General features: G+C 75.1%; 16 protein-coding genes. 5 read left to right on the top strand and 11 right to left on the bottom strand.

Annotation, left to right across the window (positions count from 1 at the left end):
* From ACLIYP_RS23580 to ACLIYP_RS23590, 3 genes are all read right to left on the bottom strand, one after another.
* A partial coding sequence (locus tag ACLIYP_RS23580; RefSeq protein ID WP_459076353.1) for a P-loop NTPase family protein occupies window positions 1–360 on the bottom strand: 360 nt, incomplete at its 3' end.
* A 112-nt stretch (window positions 361–472) separates the two neighbouring features.
* The gene (locus ACLIYP_RS23585; protein ID WP_412715126.1) at window positions 473–1117 is read right to left on the bottom strand and encodes an NUDIX domain-containing protein; all 645 of its coding nucleotides are present in this window, start codon (window positions 1115–1117) and stop codon (window positions 473–475) included.
* Between the two features lie 3 nt (window positions 1118–1120).
* On the bottom strand, window positions 1121–2821 hold the full coding sequence (locus ACLIYP_RS23590) for a CTP synthase (RefSeq protein ID WP_412715127.1): 1701 nt from the start codon (window positions 2819–2821) through the stop codon (window positions 1121–1123).
* A gap of 399 nt (window positions 2822–3220) precedes the next feature.
* Here ACLIYP_RS23590 and ACLIYP_RS23595 point away from each other — a divergent pair, with 399 nt between their 5' ends.
* Window positions 3221–5032 carry a glycoside hydrolase family 15 protein gene (locus ACLIYP_RS23595; protein WP_412715128.1) on the top strand — a complete coding sequence of 604 codons (1812 nt, stop codon included), beginning with the start codon at window positions 3221–3223 and terminating at the stop codon, window positions 5030–5032.
* Between the two features lie 190 nt (window positions 5033–5222).
* Window positions 5223–6257 carry a LacI family DNA-binding transcriptional regulator gene (locus ACLIYP_RS23600; RefSeq protein ID WP_412715129.1) on the top strand — a complete coding sequence of 345 codons (1035 nt, stop codon included), beginning with the start codon at window positions 5223–5225 and terminating at the stop codon, window positions 6255–6257.
* Window positions 6258–6301: 44 nt separating this feature from the next.
* On the opposite strand, the gene ACLIYP_RS23605 is transcribed toward ACLIYP_RS23600, so the two are convergent.
* The 5 genes from ACLIYP_RS23605 to ACLIYP_RS23625 form a co-directional block, all read right to left on the bottom strand.
* A complete protein-coding gene (locus tag ACLIYP_RS23605; protein ID WP_412715130.1) occupies window positions 6302–7447 on the bottom strand; it encodes a glycosyltransferase family 4 protein in 1146 nt (381 codons plus the stop codon).
* 208 nt (window positions 7448–7655) lie between these two features.
* Window positions 7656–9407 (bottom strand): DNA repair protein RecN, encoded by a 1752-nt coding sequence (gene recN, locus ACLIYP_RS23610; RefSeq protein ID WP_412715131.1) that lies wholly within the window; start codon window positions 9405–9407, stop codon window positions 7656–7658.
* A gap of 130 nt (window positions 9408–9537) precedes the next feature.
* Entirely contained in the window at window positions 9538–10446 is a 909-nt protein-coding gene (locus tag ACLIYP_RS23615; protein ID WP_412715139.1) for an NAD kinase, read from the bottom strand.
* A 65-nt stretch (window positions 10447–10511) separates the two neighbouring features.
* The gene (locus ACLIYP_RS23620) at window positions 10512–11342 is read right to left on the bottom strand and encodes a TlyA family RNA methyltransferase (protein ID WP_412715132.1); all 831 of its coding nucleotides are present in this window, start codon (window positions 11340–11342) and stop codon (window positions 10512–10514) included.
* 7 nt (window positions 11343–11349) lie between these two features.
* Entirely contained in the window at window positions 11350–11670 is a 321-nt protein-coding gene (locus ACLIYP_RS23625) for a hypothetical protein (RefSeq protein WP_412715133.1), read from the bottom strand.
* Window positions 11671–11946: 276 nt separating this feature from the next.
* Between ACLIYP_RS23625 and ACLIYP_RS23630 the strand changes: the two genes are divergently transcribed.
* A complete protein-coding gene (locus ACLIYP_RS23630; RefSeq protein ID WP_093662849.1) occupies window positions 11947–12294 on the top strand; it encodes an SCP2 sterol-binding domain-containing protein in 348 nt (115 codons plus the stop codon).
* 106 nt (window positions 12295–12400) lie between these two features.
* Complete coding sequence (locus tag ACLIYP_RS23635) at window positions 12401–13144, top strand: class I SAM-dependent methyltransferase (protein ID WP_412715134.1); 744 nt, start codon at window positions 12401–12403, stop codon at window positions 13142–13144.
* Window positions 13145–13250: 106 nt separating this feature from the next.
* Here the strand turns inward: ACLIYP_RS23635 and ACLIYP_RS23640 are convergent, their stop codons facing one another.
* Complete coding sequence (locus tag ACLIYP_RS23640) at window positions 13251–14321, bottom strand: HAD hydrolase-like protein (RefSeq protein ID WP_412715135.1); 1071 nt, start codon at window positions 14319–14321, stop codon at window positions 13251–13253.
* Between the two features lie 77 nt (window positions 14322–14398).
* Between ACLIYP_RS23640 and ACLIYP_RS23645 the strand changes: the two genes are divergently transcribed.
* Window positions 14399–15709 carry a DUF1015 family protein gene (locus tag ACLIYP_RS23645; RefSeq protein WP_412715136.1) on the top strand — a complete coding sequence of 437 codons (1311 nt, stop codon included), beginning with the start codon at window positions 14399–14401 and terminating at the stop codon, window positions 15707–15709.
* A 73-nt stretch (window positions 15710–15782) separates the two neighbouring features.
* Here ACLIYP_RS23645 and ACLIYP_RS23650 read toward each other — a convergent pair whose 3' ends face one another.
* Both ACLIYP_RS23650 and ACLIYP_RS23655 read right to left on the bottom strand, forming a co-directional pair.
* Window positions 15783–16550 carry a tetratricopeptide repeat protein gene (locus ACLIYP_RS23650; RefSeq protein WP_412715137.1) on the bottom strand — a complete coding sequence of 256 codons (768 nt, stop codon included), beginning with the start codon at window positions 16548–16550 and terminating at the stop codon, window positions 15783–15785.
* Window positions 16535–17416 (bottom strand): hypothetical protein, encoded by an 882-nt coding sequence (locus ACLIYP_RS23655; RefSeq protein WP_412715138.1) that lies wholly within the window; start codon window positions 17414–17416, stop codon window positions 16535–16537. Before ACLIYP_RS23655 ends, ACLIYP_RS23650 begins: the two co-directional genes overlap by 16 nt.
* Between the last annotated feature and the right edge of the window lie 84 nt (window positions 17417–17500).

Consider the following 17500-nt stretch of genomic DNA (forward strand, 5'->3'; position numbering starts at 1 on the left):
GGCGAGAGCGCGGAGCAGGTCGCGGGCGGTGCGCTCGGTGGGGACGGGGGTGCCGTCCGGGTCGCTGAGGCGGGCGCGCAGGATCCCGTCGGGGTAGTCGGCGGCCGCCTGCCGCGCGAACTCCTCCGCCAGCGCGGTGCGGCCCGAGCCGGGCCGGCCCGCGACCAGCAGGACGCGGCAGCGGGACGAGGGGCTGCCGGAGAGGGCGTCGAGCCCGGCGCGTTCGGCGTCGGCGCGCAGCCGGTCCAGTTCGCGCCGCCGTCCCAGGAGACCGTCCGCTGCCCCGCCTCCGTCCACGCCTCCGTCCACGGCTCCGGCGGACGGGGCCGGTCCGCCGGTGTGCACCGCCTGATCCGTCACGGCTGGAAGGGTAGTTCACCACGGACGGTCCGCACCGGCGCCGCGCGCCCCGGGCGCGGAGCGGCCGCTCCGCGCCCGGGGCGCGTTCACACTCCGGCCGCCGGCCGGCTCCTCATGCCCGGAACGGCCTGGCGGGCCAGGGCGCCTCGGCGGGGCGCAGGGCGTCCAGGCCGCCCTCGGTGCGTGCGGCGGTCAGCGCCAGGACACCGGCCACCAGGCAGTTGTTGTGCAGGTCCCCCGCCAGCGCGCCGCGTACCAGCTGCGCCAGGGGCACACGTGCCACCTCCATGTCGGCCTCCTCGTCGCAGACCTCGAAGCGCTCGCCGTCGGCGTCGGACAGGTCGCGGGCCAGGAAGATGCGCACCGCCTCGTCGCTGCCGCCGGGCGAGGTGTACACGTCGACCAGCACCCGCCAGTCCTCGGCCTTGACGTGCGCCTCCTCGTACAGCTCCCGCCGGGCGGCCCCCAGCGGGTTCTCGCCGGGGACGTCGAGCAGGCCGGCGGGGATCTCCCACAGCTTGTGCCGCACCGGGTGCCGGTACTGGCTGATCACCAGCACCCGGTCCTGCTCGTCGAGCGCGAGGACGGCCACCGAACCGGGGTGGACCTGGTAGTCGCGGACGGCGACGGAACCGTCCGGCATCACCACACGGTCGGTGCGCACGCTGGTCTTGCCGCCCTCGAAGGGCGTCTCGGAGGCGGTGACCCGCCACTGCCTCGGGGTGTCCCGCAGAGCCCCCGCGTCCTTCTGCCCCATCGCTCAGGCCCCCTCGCCCGCCGCGGCGGAGGCGGCCTGGGGCGCGGCGGGCGAGCCCTGCTGCCGCCTCACGGCCGCCCCGACCAGGCCGGCGAAGAGCGGGTGCGGGCGGGTGGGCCGGGAGCGCAGCTCGGGGTGGGCCTGGGTGGCGACCAGGTAGGGGTGGGTCTCGCGCGGGTACTCCACGTACTCCACCAGCTTGTTGTCCGGGGAGGTCCCGGAGAACACCAGGCCGGTCTTCTCCAGCTCGGCCCGGTAGGCGTTGTTGACCTCGTAGCGGTGGCGGTGACGCTCCTCGACGTACGGCTCGCCGCCGTAGACCTCGCGCACGATCGAGCCCTCGGCGAGCTTGGCCGGGTACATCCCCAGCCGCATGGTGCCGCCCATGTCGCCCTCACCGGCGACGATGTCGAGCTGCTCCTCCATGGTGGAGATCACCGGGTGGGGCGCGGCCTGGTCGAACTCGGTGGAGTTGGCGCCCTCGATGCCGGCCAGGTTGCGGGCGGCCTCGATGACGATGCACTGCAGGCCCAGGCACAGGCCCAGCAGCGGGACGCCGTTCTCACGGGCGTAGGTGATCGCGGCGACCTTGCCCTCAACACCGCGCTCGCCGAAGCCGCCGGGGATGCAGATCGCGTCCACGTCGCCGAGCTGCCTCCTCGCCCCGCCGGGGACCCGGCAGTCGTCGGAGGTGACCCACTTGATCTTCACACGGGCGTTGTTGGCGAAGCCCCCGGCCCGCAGCGCCTCGGTGACCGACAGGTACGCGTCGGGCAGGTCGATGTACTTGCCGACCAGCGCGACGGTCACCTCGTGGTCGGGCTGGTGGACGCGGCGCAGCAGGTCGTCCCACTGGGTCCAGTCCACGTCGCGGAAGGGCAGGCCCATCCGGCGCACCACGTAGGCGTCCAGGCCCTCGGTGTGCAGCACCTTGGGGATGTCGTAGATCGACGGGGCGTCCTTGCAGGCCACCACCGCCTCCTCGTCCACGTCGCACATCAGCGAGATCTTGCGCTTGATGGAGACGGGCACGTCGCGGTCGGCGCGCAGCACGATGGCGTCGGGCTGGATGCCGATGTTGCGCAGGGCCGCGACCGAGTGCTGGGTGGGCTTGGTCTTCAGCTCGCCGGAGGGCCCGATGTAGGGCAGCAGGGAGATGTGGACGACGAAGACGTTGTCGCGGCCGACCTCGTGCCGCACCTGGCGCACGGCCTCCAGGAAGGGCAGCGACTCGATGTCGCCGACGGTGCCGCCGACCTCGGTGATCACCACGTCGACGTCGTCGGTGGCCATCCGGCGGATGCGGTGCTTGATCTCGTTGGTGATGTGCGGGATGACCTGCACGGTGTCGCCCAGGTACTCGCCGCGCCGCTCCTTGGCGATGACCGTGGAGTAGATCTGGCCGGTGGTGACGTTGGCGGAGCCGTCGAGGTCGACGTCGAGGAACCGCTCGTAGTGGCCGATGTCCAGGTCGGTCTCGGCGCCGTCGTTGGTGACGAACACCTCGCCGTGCTGGAAGGGGTTCATCGTGCCGGGGTCGACGTTGAGGTACGGGTCGAGCTTCTGCATGGTGACCCGCAGTCCCCGCGCCTTGAGCAGGGCGCCCAGGCTGGAGGCGGTCAGACCCTTGCCGAGCGAGGAGGCGACACCCCCGGTGACGAAGAGGTGCTTGGTCGTCATGGATGTCGAGGATCGAGTCGGCATGGCCAAGAGGGGGCTCCCGTGGTCGCGAGGTGACGTGCGCTTGGCGCCCCGGCCGGATCGGCTCGACCGGTGGGGGTGCCGTCGCTGCGGTTCGGGGGTTGTTGTGCCCTCCGCTCCACGGGCTACCAGGGTATCAGCGGCGCGTCCGGGCTGCGGAGGCGCCGCCCGCCACCGCCCGGGCCGTGGCACAGTTACCGGGGCGGCAGCCGCCGCGGCCGTCCACCGCGGTTGTCAATCACCGGATTGTTGTCACCCGGAAGGGCCCGTCACCCCTAAGGTGACCTCGGCGCGGAACATCTGGCCGCGTCGTATCCTGCTCAGACTGTCCGCGCGGGCCCTCCCGCGCGGCAGGACGGAAAACCGCACGTCCCACGGGGCGTAGCCACTGTTCGACTGGAGATGCTCGTGGCCGGGCGCATCGAGGATTACGCACTCATCGGGGACATGCAGACCGCAGCCCTGGTATGCCGGGACGGTTCGGTGGACTGGCTGTGCCTGCCCCGGTTCGACTCGCACGCCGTCTTCGCGGGACTCCTGGGCACCGAGGAGCACGGCTTCTGGCGCCTGGGCCCCGCGTACCCCGCCGGCCAGGAGCCGCCGGTCGCCAGCCGCCGCCGCTACCGGGGCGACTCCCTGATCCTGGAGTCCGAGTGGGACACCCCGCGCGGGACGGTGCGTGTGATCGACTTCATGCCGCCGCGCGAGCACCACGCGCCGCAGCTCATCCGCGTCGTGGAGGGCGTCAGCGGACGGGTGCCGATGCGCTCGGCGCTGCGCATGCGGTTCTCCTACGGCTGGGTGGTGCCGTGGGTGCACAAGGTGGACGGCCGCACCGTCGCCGTCGCCGGGCCCGACTCCGTGTGGGTGGACTCCGAGGCGGACACCTACGGCAAGGACCTGACCACCTACGCCGACTTCACCGTCGCGCCGGGCGACCGCGTGGCCATGACCATCAGCTGGCAGCCCTCGCACAAGGAGCCCCCGGCGCCGGCGGAGCCGGAGACGGCCCTGACGGCGACCGAGGACTTCTGGCGCGACTGGGTGCGCCAGTGCACGTACCACGGCCCGTACCGGGAGGCGGTGGTGCGCTCCCTGATCACGCTCAAGGCGCTCACCTACGCCCCGACCGGCGGCATCGTCGCGGCCCCCACCACCTCGCTGCCCGAGCACATCGGCGGCGTGCGCAACTGGGACTACCGCTTCACCTGGCTGCGCGACGCGGCGATCACGCTGTCGTCGCTGCTGCGCACCGGCTACCGCGAGGAGGCCCTCGCCTGGCGCGAGTGGCTGCTGCGCGCGGTCGCCGGCGATCCGGAGAACCTGCAGATCATGTACGGCATCGCCGGTGAGCGCGAGCTGGGCGAGACGGAGCTGTCCTGGCTGCCCGGCTACGAGAACTCCCAGCCGGTGAGGGTCGGCAACGGCGCCGCCTCCCAGCTCCAGCTCGACGTCTACGGCGAGGTCATCGAGGCCCTGCACCTGGCCCACATGACCGGCCTGGCGCGCAACGACTACGCCAGCCTCCTGCAGATCAAGCTGATCGGCTATCTGGAGGACCACTGGAACGAGCCCGACGAGGGGATATGGGAGGTGCGCGGCCCGCGCCGCCACTTCGTGCACTCCAAGGTCATGGCCTGGGTGGCGATGGACCGCACGATCCGCCTGATCGAGTCCGGCGAGGCGGACGGCCCGCTGGAGCGGTGGCGCGCGCTGCGCGACGAGATACACCGCGACGTGTGCGAGAAGGGCTACGACCCCGAGCGGAACACCTTCACCCAGTCCTACGGGTCCAAGGAGCTGGACGCCTCCCTGCTGCTGATCCCGCAGGTGGGCTTCCTGCCCCCGGACGACAAGCGGGTCATCGGCACCATCGAGGCGATCCAGCGCGAACTGTCCACGCCGGACGGCTTCGTGCTGCGCTACCCGACCTCGGGCGAGCACGCGGGGCTGGACGGGCTGGAGGGCGACGAGGGCGCGTTCCTGGCCTGCTCCTTCTGGCTGGCCGACGACCTGGCGATGATCGGCCGGGTGGAGGAGGCGCGCAGGCTCTTCGAGAAGCTGCTCTCGCTCCGCAACGACCTGGGGCTGCTCGCGGAGGAGTGGGACTCCCGTCTGGGACGCCAGGTGGGCAACTTCCCGCAGGCGTTCAGCCACGTCCCGCTGATCGACACCGCCCTGCGGCTGACGGCCTCGGGCGCGTACGGCGGCTGACGGCCCCGGCTGCGCGGTCCACTCCGGCGCCGCCCGGCGACGTCCGTCTCCCGGACGCGCCGGGCGGCGCCGCGCCGTGGTGCTGTACAACGTGGAGCGGGGTCGTGAAAGCGCTCTCACCACAGAGTGTGCCGACTGTCCGCGTCCGGCGGTAGCGTCGGTGTCCCGCGAGAGAAGGAGTTGTTCGCCCGTGCACGGTCCCAGACCCACCCTCGAAGCGGTCGCCGCCCATGCCGGGGTCTCCCGCGCCACCGTGTCGCGCGTGGTCAACGGGGGCGCCGGTGTCCGCAAGTCCCTCCGGGACCGGGTCCAGGCGTCCGTGGCCGAGCTGGGCTACGTCCCCAACAGCGCGGCGCGCAGTCTGGTCACCCGCCGTACCGGAGCCGTCGCCGTGGTGATCGCCGAGCCGGAGACCCGGGTGTTCTCCGACCCCTTCTTCGCCCAGCAACTGCGCGGCATCAGCCGCGAGCTGGCGGCGCGCGACACGCAACTGCTGCTCATGCTGCTGGAGGGCCGCACGGACTACGACCGCATCGGCCGCTATCTGGCGGGCGGGCACGTGGACGGCGCGCTGATGTTCTCGCTGCACCGCGACGACCCGCTGCCGTCCATGGCGAACGCCTCCGGCCTGCCCACGGTCTTCGGCGGCCGGCCAGGCTGGCCAGGCGCCGAGGACGACCCCGACCTGCTGTACGTGGACACCGACAACCGGGGCGGCGCCCGGCAGGCGGTGGAGCACCTGCGCCGGCGTGGGCGGCGGCGGATCGCGGTGATCACCGGCCCGCTGGACCAGACCTCCGCCCTGGACCGGCTCGACGGCTACCTCGACGCCCTGGGCCTGACCGAGCCCGACCCCGCCCTGATCGCCCACGGCGACTTCACGGCCGAGGGCGGCGAGCGCGCCATGGCCGAGCTGCTGGACCGCTCGCCCGGCCTGGACGCGGTGTTCGCCGGCAACGACCTGACGGCCACGGGCGCGCTGCGGACGCTGCGCGCCCGCGGGCTGCGGGTGCCGCAGGACGTGGCGGTGGTCGGCTACGACGATCTGGAGCAGGCCGCCTGGGCCGAGCCGGCGCTGACCACCGTGCGCCAGGACATCCAGGGGATGGGGCAGATGATGGCGGAGCTGCTGCTGCAGCGGCTCGGGCTGGCCGACGCCTCCGGCGGCGGGCGGCCGGCCCCGGTCGTCACCCCCGCCCGACTGGTCGTCCGCGCCTCCAGCTGACCCGCCGGGGGCGGGCGGTGGGCACACCGCGGGCGCCCGGGCCGTCAGCCCTCCTGCGCCAGTTCGTCGTACACGCTCAGCACCTGGGTCACCGTCTCGTCCTCGCTCGGCCAGGTCGCGGCCTGGGCACGCCCGGCCGCGGCCAGCCGGCGGCGCCGGACGGGGTCGCCGATCAGCCCGCCCACCGCGTCCGCCAGCGCCTCCGCGTCCCCGTAGGACACCAGCAGCGCGGCGTCGCCGACCAGCTCGGGCAGACCGCCCACCGCGCTCGCCACCAGCGGCACCCCGGCCCGCAGCGCCTCCTGTGCCACCACCGCCCGCCCCTCCCAGCGCGCGGGCAGCACGGCGACATCGGCGGCGGCGAGCAGCTCCAGGGCGTCCTCGCGCCGCCCCAGCAGCCGTACCGGCAGCTCCTCGGCCTCGATGCGGTGCTGGAGCGCGGGTCGCGCCGGGCCCTCCCCTGCGATGGCCAGCAGCGGCTGCGGATCCAGCCGGCGCCAGGCCCGGGACGCGGTCAGCAAGGTGGTGTGCCCCTGGCGGGGAACGAGCCGCCCGACGGCGAGGACCAGCGGGCGGCCGGTGACGCCGAGTTCGGCCCGGGTCTTCTCCCGCGCCGTGTCGTCCGCCCCGTCCGGCCGGCCCGGGCGTCCCCCGTGCCCGCCGCACGGCACGGACACGGTCACCGGAGCCAGCCGGGCGTCGCGGGCGCCGTGGCGGCGGGCCCGGTCCACCAGGTCCGACGTGGTGCCGAACACCACCTGCGCGGCCCGCACCACCCGCCGCTCCAGCAGCCACATCAGCCGGGCCCGTACCCCCACCGCCTGGGCCCGGGCGTGCCAGGTGACCACCAGTGGCGTCCGGCGCCGTCCGCACAGCGCCAGGGCGGCCGGCACACCGGCGCGCAGCCCGTGGGCGTGCACCACGTCGGCGTCCGCGCACACCGCGCGCAGCACCGCGGCCGCCTCGGGGCCGGTGCCGCAGCACAGGGGGACGAAGTGGGCGCCGAGGCCGGTGAAGCCGTAGTCCGGCTCGGTGCCCGGCGGCGCGCAGACGGTCACGCGCACCCCCCGCGCCACCAGTCCGGCGGTCAGGGAGCGCACATGCGCGCAGACGCGGGCGCTGCCGCCGCCGATCACCTGCACGACGTGCAGCGGCGGTCCGCCGTGCGGTGGAACCGGGGTGGTCTTCACAAGGGGCCGGGACTCCTGGTGTGAGGGCTCGGAGGGCTCGGACGGCTCGGACTCGCGGACCCGCCCCCGCCCGGGGCGCGGATCACGCACAGCAGCGTACGGCGTACGGGCGGTGCGGCGCCTCCAGGATGCCACCCCGGCCCCGGCGGGACGCCACGCCGTACGGGTGAAACGCGGGCGGCCCGGAACGGGCGCCGGGGGCCGCGGTTCAGATGCCGGAGCGGGCCGCCTCCAGCAGCTCCTCGGCATGGGCGCGGGCCAGTTGCGAGTCCTCCTGCCCGGCCAGCATCCGGGACAGCTCACGCACCCGGTCCTCCCCCCGGAGGGTCTTCACACCGCTGCGCGTCACCGAGCCGTCGGAGGTCTTCTCCACCACCAGGTGGCGGTCGGCGAACGCCGCGACCTGCGGAAGATGGGTGACCACCACGACCTGCGCCGACTTCGCCAGCCGCGCCAGCCGCCTCCCGACCTCCACGGCCGCCTTGCCGCCCACGCCGGCGTCCACCTCGTCGAAGAGGTAGGTCGGCACCGGGGCGGTGCCCGCGAAGACGACCTCGACCGCGAGCATCACCCGCGACAGCTCGCCGCCCGAGGCCCCCTTGGCGATGGGGCGGGGCGGGGCCCCGGGGTGCGGCGCCAGCAGCAGCTCGACCTCGTCCACGCCGTGGGGACCGAAGGCGACCAGCCGCCCGTCCACCTCGATCCCCGACTCCTCGTCCGCCGTCTCGTGCTGCCGCAGCTCCACCGTGACGCGGGCGTGCGGCATGGCCAGCTCGGCCAGCTCGGCGGTGACCGCGTCGGCGAACCGCTTGGCGGCCTCCGCCCGCGCCTGTGTCAACCGCTGTGCGAGGGCGGCCAGTTCGGCACGGAGGGCGTCGCGTTCGGCGGTCAGTTCGCCGATCCGGTCGTCGTCGCCCTCGAGTTCGGCGAGCCGGGCGGTGCTCTCCTCGGCCCAGGCCAGGACGGCCGCGGTGTCCTCGCCGTACTTGCGGGTCAGGTGGGACAGGACGGCCCGGCGCTCCTCGACCGCGGCCAGCCGCGCCGGGTCGGCGTCCAGGTCGTCGGCGTACCCGGCCAGCTCCCCGGCGACGTCCGCCAGCAGGATGCCCACCTCGCCCAGCCGGTCGGCCAGCGCCGCCAGCGCCGGATCGTGCGACCGCACGGCCTCCAGGGCGCGCTGGGCGCCGGCGACCAGCGCACCCGCGTCCACCGACTCCGGGTCGGCCGGATCTCCGGCCAGCGCGCCGTGGGCGGTGGCCGCGGCGGACGCCAGTGCCTCGGCATGGCCGAGCCGCTCGGCCTCGGCGGCCAGCTCGGCGTCCTCCCCGGCCCGTGGTTCGGCCGCGGCGATCTCCTCCAGACCGAAGCGCAGCAGGTCGGCCTCCTGAGCGCGCTCGCGGGCGCGTGTGGTCAGCTCGGCCAGCTCGGCGGAGACCGCGCGCAGCCGCCGGTAGGCCCGGCCGTACTCGGCCAGCGGGGCGGAGACCGCCCCGCCCGCGTACCGGTCCAGCGCCTCGCGCTGCCGGGCGGGCCGCAGCAGGCCCTGCTGGTCCGTCTGGCCGTGCACCGCGACCAGGTCCTCGCCCAGCTCCGACAGCAGCCCGACGGGCGCCGAGCGACCGCCGACGTGGGCGCGCGAGCGTCCCTCGGCCGAGATCGTCCGGCTGACCAGCAGCACGCCCTCGTCCAGCTCCGCGCCCGCCTCCTCGGCCCGCCGCGCCGCGGGCGCGCCGGGCGGCAGCACGATCCGGCCCTCCACCACGGCGGCCTTGGCGCCCACCCGTACCAGGGCGGCGTCCGCCCGTCCGCCGAGCAGCAGTCCCAGACTGGTGACGACCATGGTCTTGCCCGCGCCGGTCTCGCCGGTCACCGCGGTGAAGCCGGGGGACAGCTCGACGACGGCGTCATCGATCACGCCCAGGGCCCGAATCCGCATTTCCTCCAACACGGATACGACCATACGAGGTTCCGCGGCGGGATCCCCACTCACGGTCCGCACCACACGCCCCGCGCGCCCCTTCCTCCCCGCCGCGCGCACCCGCGGCCGGGCCGGCCGGGGTGACCGCGGCCGGCCCGCCGGTACGGCGCGGTCAGTGCGGCGCCCCGCGCCACCCGGCCACCGGAAGGGCGAACTTCGCCACCAGGCGATCGGTGAAGGAGGCGTGGTGCAGCCGCGCCAGCCGCACCGGCACCGCGCTGCGCCGCACCTCCACCCGGGCCCCGGCCGGCAGCTCCGCGGTGCGCCTTCCGTCGCACCACAGGACGCCCCCCTGGGTCTGCGGCTGCACCTCGACGGCCAGCACCGAGTCGGGCGTGGTCACCAGGGGCTTGGCGAACAGCGCGTGGGCGCTGATGGGCACCAGCAGCAGCGCCTCGACCTCCGGCCAGACCACCGGCCCGCCCGCGGAGAAGGCGTAGGCCGTGGAACCGGTGGGCGTGGCGCACACCACCCCGTCGCAGCCGAAACGGGAGACCGGCCGGCCGTCGACCTCCGCGACGACCTCCAGCATCCGCTCGCGGGCGGCCTTCTCCACCGAGGCCTCGTTCAGCGCCCAGTCGCGGTGGACCACGTCCCCGTTGCTGCGGACGAGCACGTCGACGGTCATCCGCTCCTCCACCTCGTAGGAGCGCGCGACCACCCTCCGCACGACCTTGTCCAGGTCGTCGCGCTCGGCCTCGGCGAGGAATCCGACCCGGCCGAGGTTGACCCCCAGCATCGGCACCCCCGAGGCACGGGCGAACTCCGCACCGCGCAGCAGCGTCCCGTCCCCGCCGAGAACGACGATCAGCTCGCAGCCCTCGACGGCCTTCTCGCAGATCTCGCCGTCCCGCACCGTCTCCACGGACGGCGGCAGCGTCAGATCGGCCGCCTCCTCCGCCAGGACGCGCGCGCCGATGCCGTTGCGCAGCAGCCCCTGGACGACGAGTTCGGCGCTGCGGACGGCGGCCGGGCGGCCGGTGTGGGTGATCAGGAACACGGTCCGCCCGGCGCCCGCCACACTCCCGGTGGTCCCGGTGTTCTCGATGGTCTCGGCGGTCGTGCTCTTCTTCGTGCTCTGCGCGGTCACTGGGGGCCCTCCGCCACGGCTCGGTCGACATCGGCCGGGTCCAGTTCGGGCGCCCCGGCACGCAGCCACAGGAAGTACTCGACGTTACCGGAGGGTCCCGGCAGAGGGCTGGCGGTCACCCCGAGCACGCCGAAACCCAGTTCCGCGGCCCGGCCCGCGACGGTGCGCACCGCCTCGGCCCGCAGGGCCGGGCTGCGCACCACGCCCCCGCTGCCCAGCCGCTCCCGGCCCACCTCGAACTGCGGCTTGACCATCAGCACCAGATCGGCTCCGGGCGCCGCGCAGCGTGCGAGCGCGGGCAGCACCAGCCCGAGCGGGATGAAGGACAGATCGCCGACGACGAGGTCCACCGGCTCACCGCCGATCTGCTCCAGGGTCAGCTCGCGGACGTTGGTGCGGTCGCGCACCAGCACCCGCTCGTCGCTCTGCAGCGACCAGGCGAGCTGTCCGTAGCCGACGTCGACGGCGACGACCCGCGCGGCGCCGGCGCGCAGCAGCACGTCGGTGAAGCCGCCGGTGGACGCTCCGGCGTCCAGCGCCCTGCGCCCCGCCACGGCCAGCCCGCGCGGGGCGAACGCCGCCAGCGCGCCGGCCAGCTTGTGGCCGCCGCGCGAGACGTAGTCGGGGTCCGCCGCGTCCTCGGCCACGACGACGGCCGCGCCGGTCTCCACCTGGGTGGCGGGTTTGGTCGCGGTGGCACCGCCGACGGTGACACGTCCGGCGGCGATGAGCCGGCCGGCGTGCTCGCGCGAGCGGGCCAGGCCGCGGCGCACCAGCTCCGCGTCGAGCCGGTTGCGCCGGCCACGCTGGTTTCGTGACGCTGCCACGTGCGGTTCAGCTCCCGGGGTTGTACGGCGCGCCCGGTGCGGGCGGCCCGGGTCGCTGGTCGAGCGCGGTCAGCGTGTCACGCAGTCCGCGGTGCACATCCTCGTACACCTCCAGATGGCCGGGGACGGCGAGGTGGTCGGCGTCCGCCAGGCGACGCAGCCGGGCGTCGACCCCCGCGTTCCCGGTGGGGGTCACACGCAGCCCCAGGGGCCGCGGCCCGCCGTCCCCGGGGAAGGGCTCCTCCCCCGGTTCCGCCGTGCCCGTGTCCTCCGGGGCCCGCGCTGGTGGTTCCGTCTCCGGCGCCGCGCCGGACATCGGCTCGTCCATCGGTCTCCTCGCGGGGGACCACCGGCCTCAGCCGGTGGCGGGGCTGCTCCTGACTCGGCAGGGGGCGGGGCCACCCCGGCGAGGCCGGGGGAGGTCCGCCTCCCTCACGCGTGACGGCTCTCCGTTCGTCCCCGGGGGGCCGGTCCGGGCCGGACCACGGCCTCCGGGCCGTAAGCCCCCTCCTTCAGGAGGAGAGCGCGGTCACGGTCACGACGCTACCGCGCGCGGCGCCCTCCACGACGGCGGCCACTCCCCCTGGGGTACCGTCGTGAGGCGATGGCGACCACACAGCAGTGCCGGACCGCGCTGGAGCGGCTGGCGGCCAACCTCGCGGACGCGGACGACGACGTGCGCAGCGCCGCAGCCCTGGAGCGCTCGGTCAGCTGCCATCTCACGGACCTGGACACCACCTTCACCGGCCGGCTCGTCCACGGCCGCATCGAGGACATGGCCACCGTCCACGGCCCGCCCCCGGGGCGCGCCCAGATCAGACTGGCCATGACCAGCGACGACCTCGTCTCGCTGGTGGACGGCAGGCTGAATTTCGCCCGGGCCTGGGCCCGGGGCCGCGTCAGACTCGAGGCGGGTCTGCGGGACTTGCTGCGGCTGCGGTCCCTGCTCTGAACGGCCCCGCTCCGAACGGCCCCCGGGGCCGGGCGGACGGACCGGCCGGGCCCGACAGCCGCGGGAAACGGGTGTGGACGGGGCCCCGGACGGCGACGATGGCCGTATGACCGCCGCCTCCCACGCCCGCTCCTTCGACACCGCCGCGGCCCTGTACGCCGCGAACCGCCCCTCCTACCCGCCCGCCCTCCTGGACGCCGTCGAGGAGCTCTCGGGCCGCCCCCTCGCCGGTGCCCGCACCGCCGACGTCGGAGCCGGAACCGGGCTCCTCACCGCGCTCCTGGCCGCCCGCGGCGCCCGTGTCGTGGCCGTCGAGCCCGGCGGCGGGATGGCGGCCGAGTTCCGCCGCGCCCTCCCCGGCGTCCCCGTGGTGCGCGGCGACGGAGACCGCCTGCCGCTGGCCTCCGGCCGCTTCGACCTGGTCACCTACGCCACGGCCTGGCACTGGACCGACCCCGGGCGCTCGGTGCCCGAGGCCCTCCGCGTCCTTCGCCCCGGCGGCGCCCTCGCCGTCCTGCGCAACGACTCCGACGAGTCCGTCGGCTGGATCGCCGGCCAGGCCGCCCGGGTGCGCCGCTTCTTCGGCGTCGGGCAGGAGGCGGTGGAGGCGGCCCGCGCCCGCTCGCTGCCGTCCGGGCCCGGCTTCACCCGCCGGCAGGTGCGCTGGTCCCGTCGGGTGCCGCTGGAGACCCATCTGGCCAACCTCGCCAGCCACTCCGACTTCCTCGTCATCGGGAAGGAGGCCGCCGACGCGTTCCTGACCGGGGAGCGCGACCGCCTGGACGCCCTCTTCCCCGGCGGTACGGTCGAGGAGGCCTACATCGCGACCCTGTGCCTCACCCTGCGCTGAGCCCTCCCCGGCACACCCTTCCCGACGAAGCGTGCACCGCCCGGGGCGCACCGCAATCCCTCGCCACCCGGGCCAGGGCCTGGATGGCGAGCCCGGCGGAGAGGCCTCACAGCCCGAGCACGGCCCGCGCCCCGTCCACCCCGGGCAGGTCGCACACGCCCTCCCCCGCGTGCGTCCACGCGGCGGCGCACAGCGCCCGCAGCCCGTCCAGCGGATCGTCCCCCCGCCCCTCCAGCCGCAGCGCGCCCCCCTCCGCCGAGGCCGCCCAGCCACCGCACAGGAACCCGCTCCGGCCCCCGTCGCGCAGCTCCTCCACCTCCGGCTGCTCCCGGTGCAGTGCCCGCAGGTCGGCGGCCACGTACGTCGGCCGGTGCTCGGGGGGAGCGGCCAGCAGCTGCGCCGCGTCCGTCACCCCGGTGAGCACCAGCAGCGAGTCCACGCCTCCCGCGCAGGCGCCCTCGATGTCGGTGTCCAGCCGGTCCCCGACCACCAGCGGCCGCTCCGCGCCCGTCCGCAGGATCGTCTCGCGGTGCATCGGCGGCAGCGGTTTGCCGGCCGTCCTCGGCTCCGGCGCCGGGCGCATCCAGCGCGTCGCGATCCGCACCACCTCCACGGCCGCGCCGTTGCCCGGCGCGATGCCCCGGCCGCTGGGGATCGTCAGATCCCCGTTGGAGGCGAACCACGGCAGTCCGCGCCCCACCGCGATCGCCGCCTCCGCCAGCCGCCCCCAGGGCATCTCCGGTCCGCCGTACCCCTGCACGACCGCCACCGGAGCGTCGTCCGCGGACTCCACCGGCTCCAGGCCGCGCTCGCGCAGAGCCACCCGCAGGCCCTCCGCGCCCACGCACAGCACCCGCGAGCCGGTCGGCAGCTCCTCGGCGATCATCCGTGCCACCGCCTGCGCCGAGGTGACCACCTCCCCCGGCTCGGCGGGCACCCCCAGCCGCGTCAGGTGCCCGGCGACGGTCTCGGGGGTGCGCGCCGCGTTGTTCGTCACGTACGCCAGCCGCATCCCGGCCTCCCGGGCCGCCGCGAGCGACTCGACCGCGTGGACGACCGCCTCGCCGCCCGCGTAGACCACGCCGTCCAGGTCGAGCAGTGCGGTGTCGTACACCCGGCTCGGCGGGGCCGCGCAGCCCTCCGGCCGGGTGCGTATCGGGCGGTGTGAACCGGTCATCGTCGTCTCGCTCCTTGCGCCGGCGGTCTTCCTCCCCCGATCATCTCCCACCCGGCACACCGGCATAACATGCACCAATGCTGCGATCCCCGGGCCCCGAACACCCCTCGGGCGGCCTCCTCCTCGCTCCCTTCCGCGGCCTGCGCTACGCCCCCGACCGGGTCGGCAGCCTGGCCGCCGTGACCTCGCCCCCGTACGACGTGGTGGTGCGGCCCGACGGCCTGCACCACCTGCAGACCGCCGACCCCCACAACATCGTCCGGCTGATCCTCCCGGAGGCCGCCGACCCGGCCGCCCGCCATCTGCAGGCGGCTCGGACCCTGCGCCGCTGGGAGGCCGAAGGCGTCCTCGTACGGGACCCGGAGCCGGCCCTGTACGTCTACGAGCAGCGCCGGGGCGACGTGCTCCAGCGCGGCCTGATCGGCGCCCTGCGGCTGACCCCGCCGGACGAGGGCGTCGTGCTGCCCCACGAGGACGTGATGCCGGAGGTCGTCGAGGACCGCGCGGCCCTGATGCGCGAGACCGCCGCCAACCTCGAACCACTGCTGCTGTCCTACCGCGGCGACGGCACCGCGACCGGGGCGACCGCCGTCATCGAGCGCACCACCGGCAGACCCCCGCTGCTCTCCACCACCACCGAGGACGGCTTCTCGCACCGGCTGTGGGCGGTGACCGACGCCGAGGAGATCGCCGAGGCCGGGCGCGACCTCTCCCGCCGCCAGGCGCTCATCGCCGACGGCCACCACCGCTGGGCCACCTATCTGCGGCTGCGGTCCGAGCACACCGGGGAAGGCGCCGGCCGGAACGGCTTCTGGGACCACGGCCTGGTGCTGCTGGTGGACACCGCCCGCTACCCGCTGGGGGTGCAGGCCATCCACCGCGTGCTGCCCCGCCTGCCGGTGGCCGACGCCCTGGCCGGGCTGGAGGGCGCCTTCCGCGTCCGGACCGTCGACGGTCCGCTCCCCCGCGCCCTGCGCGCTCTGGAGACCACCCCGGGCAACGCCTTCCTGCTCACCGGCGACGGCGCCTTCCACCTGCTCCACGCCCCCGAGCCGGACCTGCTCGCACGCACCGTCCGCGACGGCCTTCCCGAGGAATGGCGGCGGCTGGACGCCACGGTCCTGCACTCGACCCTGCTGGCCTCCGTCTGGCGCGTCCCGGACCGCCCCTCCGAGATCGGCTACCTCCACGACGCGGCGGCGGCCGTGGAGCAGGCCGAGCGCCTGGGCGGCTCGGCGGTCCTGATGCGCGCGGTCGCGGAGGACACCGTGCGCGCACTGGCCCGCCAAGGCGTGACCATGCCCCGCAAGTCCACGTCCTTCGGCCCCAAGCCGGCCACCGGCCTGGTGCTGCGCGCCCTCGACGGCCTCCCGGAAGGGTCTGCCTGACCGTACGGCTGAGGGCGGGGCCCGTCGTGGGACGGGCCCCGCCCTCAGCCGTACACAGCGCGTCGGACGGCGCTCAGCGCTCTTCCTCCGCGCCCCGGTCGCGGTCGCGGCTCCCGTCCCCGCTCTCCCGGTCCTCCCCGGCAACCTCGGCGGGGACCTCCCCGTCCTCCTTCTCCGGCTCGGGCAGGTCCTCGAGGTCCGCATCGGGGTCGAGCGCGTCCAGGAACTCCACACCGTCCAGCTGGGCCAGCCGGTCCGACGCGTCGGTCATCCCGCCCTGGTCGGCCTCCAGAGCCCTGGCGAACCACTCACGGGCCTCCTCCTCACGGTCCACGGCCAGCAGCGCATCGGCGTACGCGTAGCGCAACCGCGCCGTCCACGGCTGCACGGAGTTCGACGCCAGCTCGGGGCTCTGAAGCGTGACCACGGCGGCCTCCGCCTGCCCCATGTCGCGTCGTGCTCCCGCCGCGACCAGCCGCATCTCCACCTGCCCGGCCTTGTCGAGCTTCTGCACCTCCGGCTCGCCGGCCATGGCGAGAGCCTTCTCCGGCCGGCCGAGACCACGCTCGCAGTCGGCCATCACGGGCCACAGGTGGGACGCACCGGTCATCCGCCGGGCAGCCCGGAACTCGGCCAGCGCTTCGGCGTACTTCCCCACGCCGTAGGCGGCGAAGCCCGCGGCCTCGCGCACCGCGGCGACACGGGAGGCCAGCCGCAGCGCGACCCTGGCGTAGCCGTACGCCTGCTCGGCGTCCTCGTCCAGCAGCTTCGCCACCATCACCAGGTTCCTGGCGACATCGTCGGCCAGCGTCTTGGGCAGGCTCATCAGCTCCTGCCGCACGTCCTTGTCCAGTTCCTGCCCGGTGACGTCCTCCGGAATCGGCAGCCGCCTGACGGGCTCCCGGTCCTGGTTGCGGTCGCGGGGGCGCTCTTCACGCCGGTAGCCGGCGTCTCCGCCCTCGCGCCGCCCTCGGTAACCGCCCCGGTCGTCACGGCGGTCGTCACGGCCGCGGCCGCCGCCCTGACCGTACGGGCGCCTTCCGCGGTCGTCGTCACGGCGCGGGCCACGGGGCCGCTCACCCCGATCATCACGCCGATCGTCCCGGCGGTACGACGGGCGGTCGTCCCGGCGGAACCCACCACGGTCCTCACGCCGGTCGCCACGCCCCTGATCCCGGTCATCCCGGCGGAACGGCGGACGCTCGTCCCGGCGGAAACCACCACGGTCCTCACGCCGCTCGTCCCGACGGAAACTGCCCCGATCACCACGCTCGTCATCGCGACGCGGACCACGGGGCCGCTCACCCCGATCGTCCCGGCGGAACGGCGGTCGATCGTCCCGACGGAACCCACCACGGTCGTCGTCGCGGCGCGGGCCACGGGGCCGCTCGCCCCGATCGTCACGCCGATCCTCCCGGCGGTACGACGGACGGTCGTCCCGACGGAACCCACCACGGTCCTCACGCCGCTCGTCCCGACGGAAACCGCCCCGATCACCACGGTCGTCATCGCGACGCGGACCACGGGGCCGCTCACCCCGATCATCCCGCCGATACGACGGACGCTCATCCCGGCGGAAACCTCCGCGGTCGTCACGCTCGTCATCGCGACGCGGACCGCGCGACCGATCGCTCCGGTCATCCCGGCGGAACGGCGGACGCTCATCCCGACGGAACCCACCACGGTCGTCGTCGCGGCGCGGGCCACGGGGCCGCTCGCCCCGATCGTCACGCCGATCCTCCCGGCGGTACGACGGACGGTCGTCCCGACGGAACCCACCACGGTCCTCAC

Source organism: Streptomyces nanhaiensis (assembly GCF_046614825.1).
GTDB lineage: Bacteria > Actinomycetota > Actinomycetes > Streptomycetales > Streptomycetaceae > Streptomyces > Streptomyces radiopugnans.

Bases quoted from the DNA above. Each gene is read 5' to 3' on its own strand.
- ACLIYP_RS23585 (WP_412715126.1), bottom strand. From the start codon at position 1,117: ATGGGGCAGAAGGACGCGGGGGCTCTGCGGGACACCCCGAGGCAGTGG.
- ACLIYP_RS23590 (WP_412715127.1), bottom strand. From the start codon at position 2,821: ATGCCGACTCGATCCTCGACATCCATGACGACCAAGCACCTCTTCGTC.
- ACLIYP_RS23595 (WP_412715128.1), top strand. From the start codon at position 3,221: ATGCTCGTGGCCGGGCGCATCGAGGATTACGCACTCATCGGGGACATG.
- recN (WP_412715131.1), bottom strand. From the start codon at position 9,407: ATGGTCGTATCCGTGTTGGAGGAAATGCGGATTCGGGCCCTGGGCGTG.
- ACLIYP_RS23625 (WP_412715133.1), bottom strand. From the start codon at position 11,670: ATGGACGAGCCGATGTCCGGCGCGGCGCCGGAGACGGAACCACCAGCG.
- ACLIYP_RS23630 (WP_093662849.1), top strand. From the start codon at position 11,947: ATGGCGACCACACAGCAGTGCCGGACCGCGCTGGAGCGGCTGGCGGCC.
- ACLIYP_RS23635 (WP_412715134.1), top strand. From the start codon at position 12,401: ATGACCGCCGCCTCCCACGCCCGCTCCTTCGACACCGCCGCGGCCCTG.
- ACLIYP_RS23640 (WP_412715135.1), bottom strand. From the start codon at position 14,321: ATGACCGGTTCACACCGCCCGATACGCACCCGGCCGGAGGGCTGCGCG.
- ACLIYP_RS23645 (WP_412715136.1), top strand. From the start codon at position 14,399: ATGCTGCGATCCCCGGGCCCCGAACACCCCTCGGGCGGCCTCCTCCTC.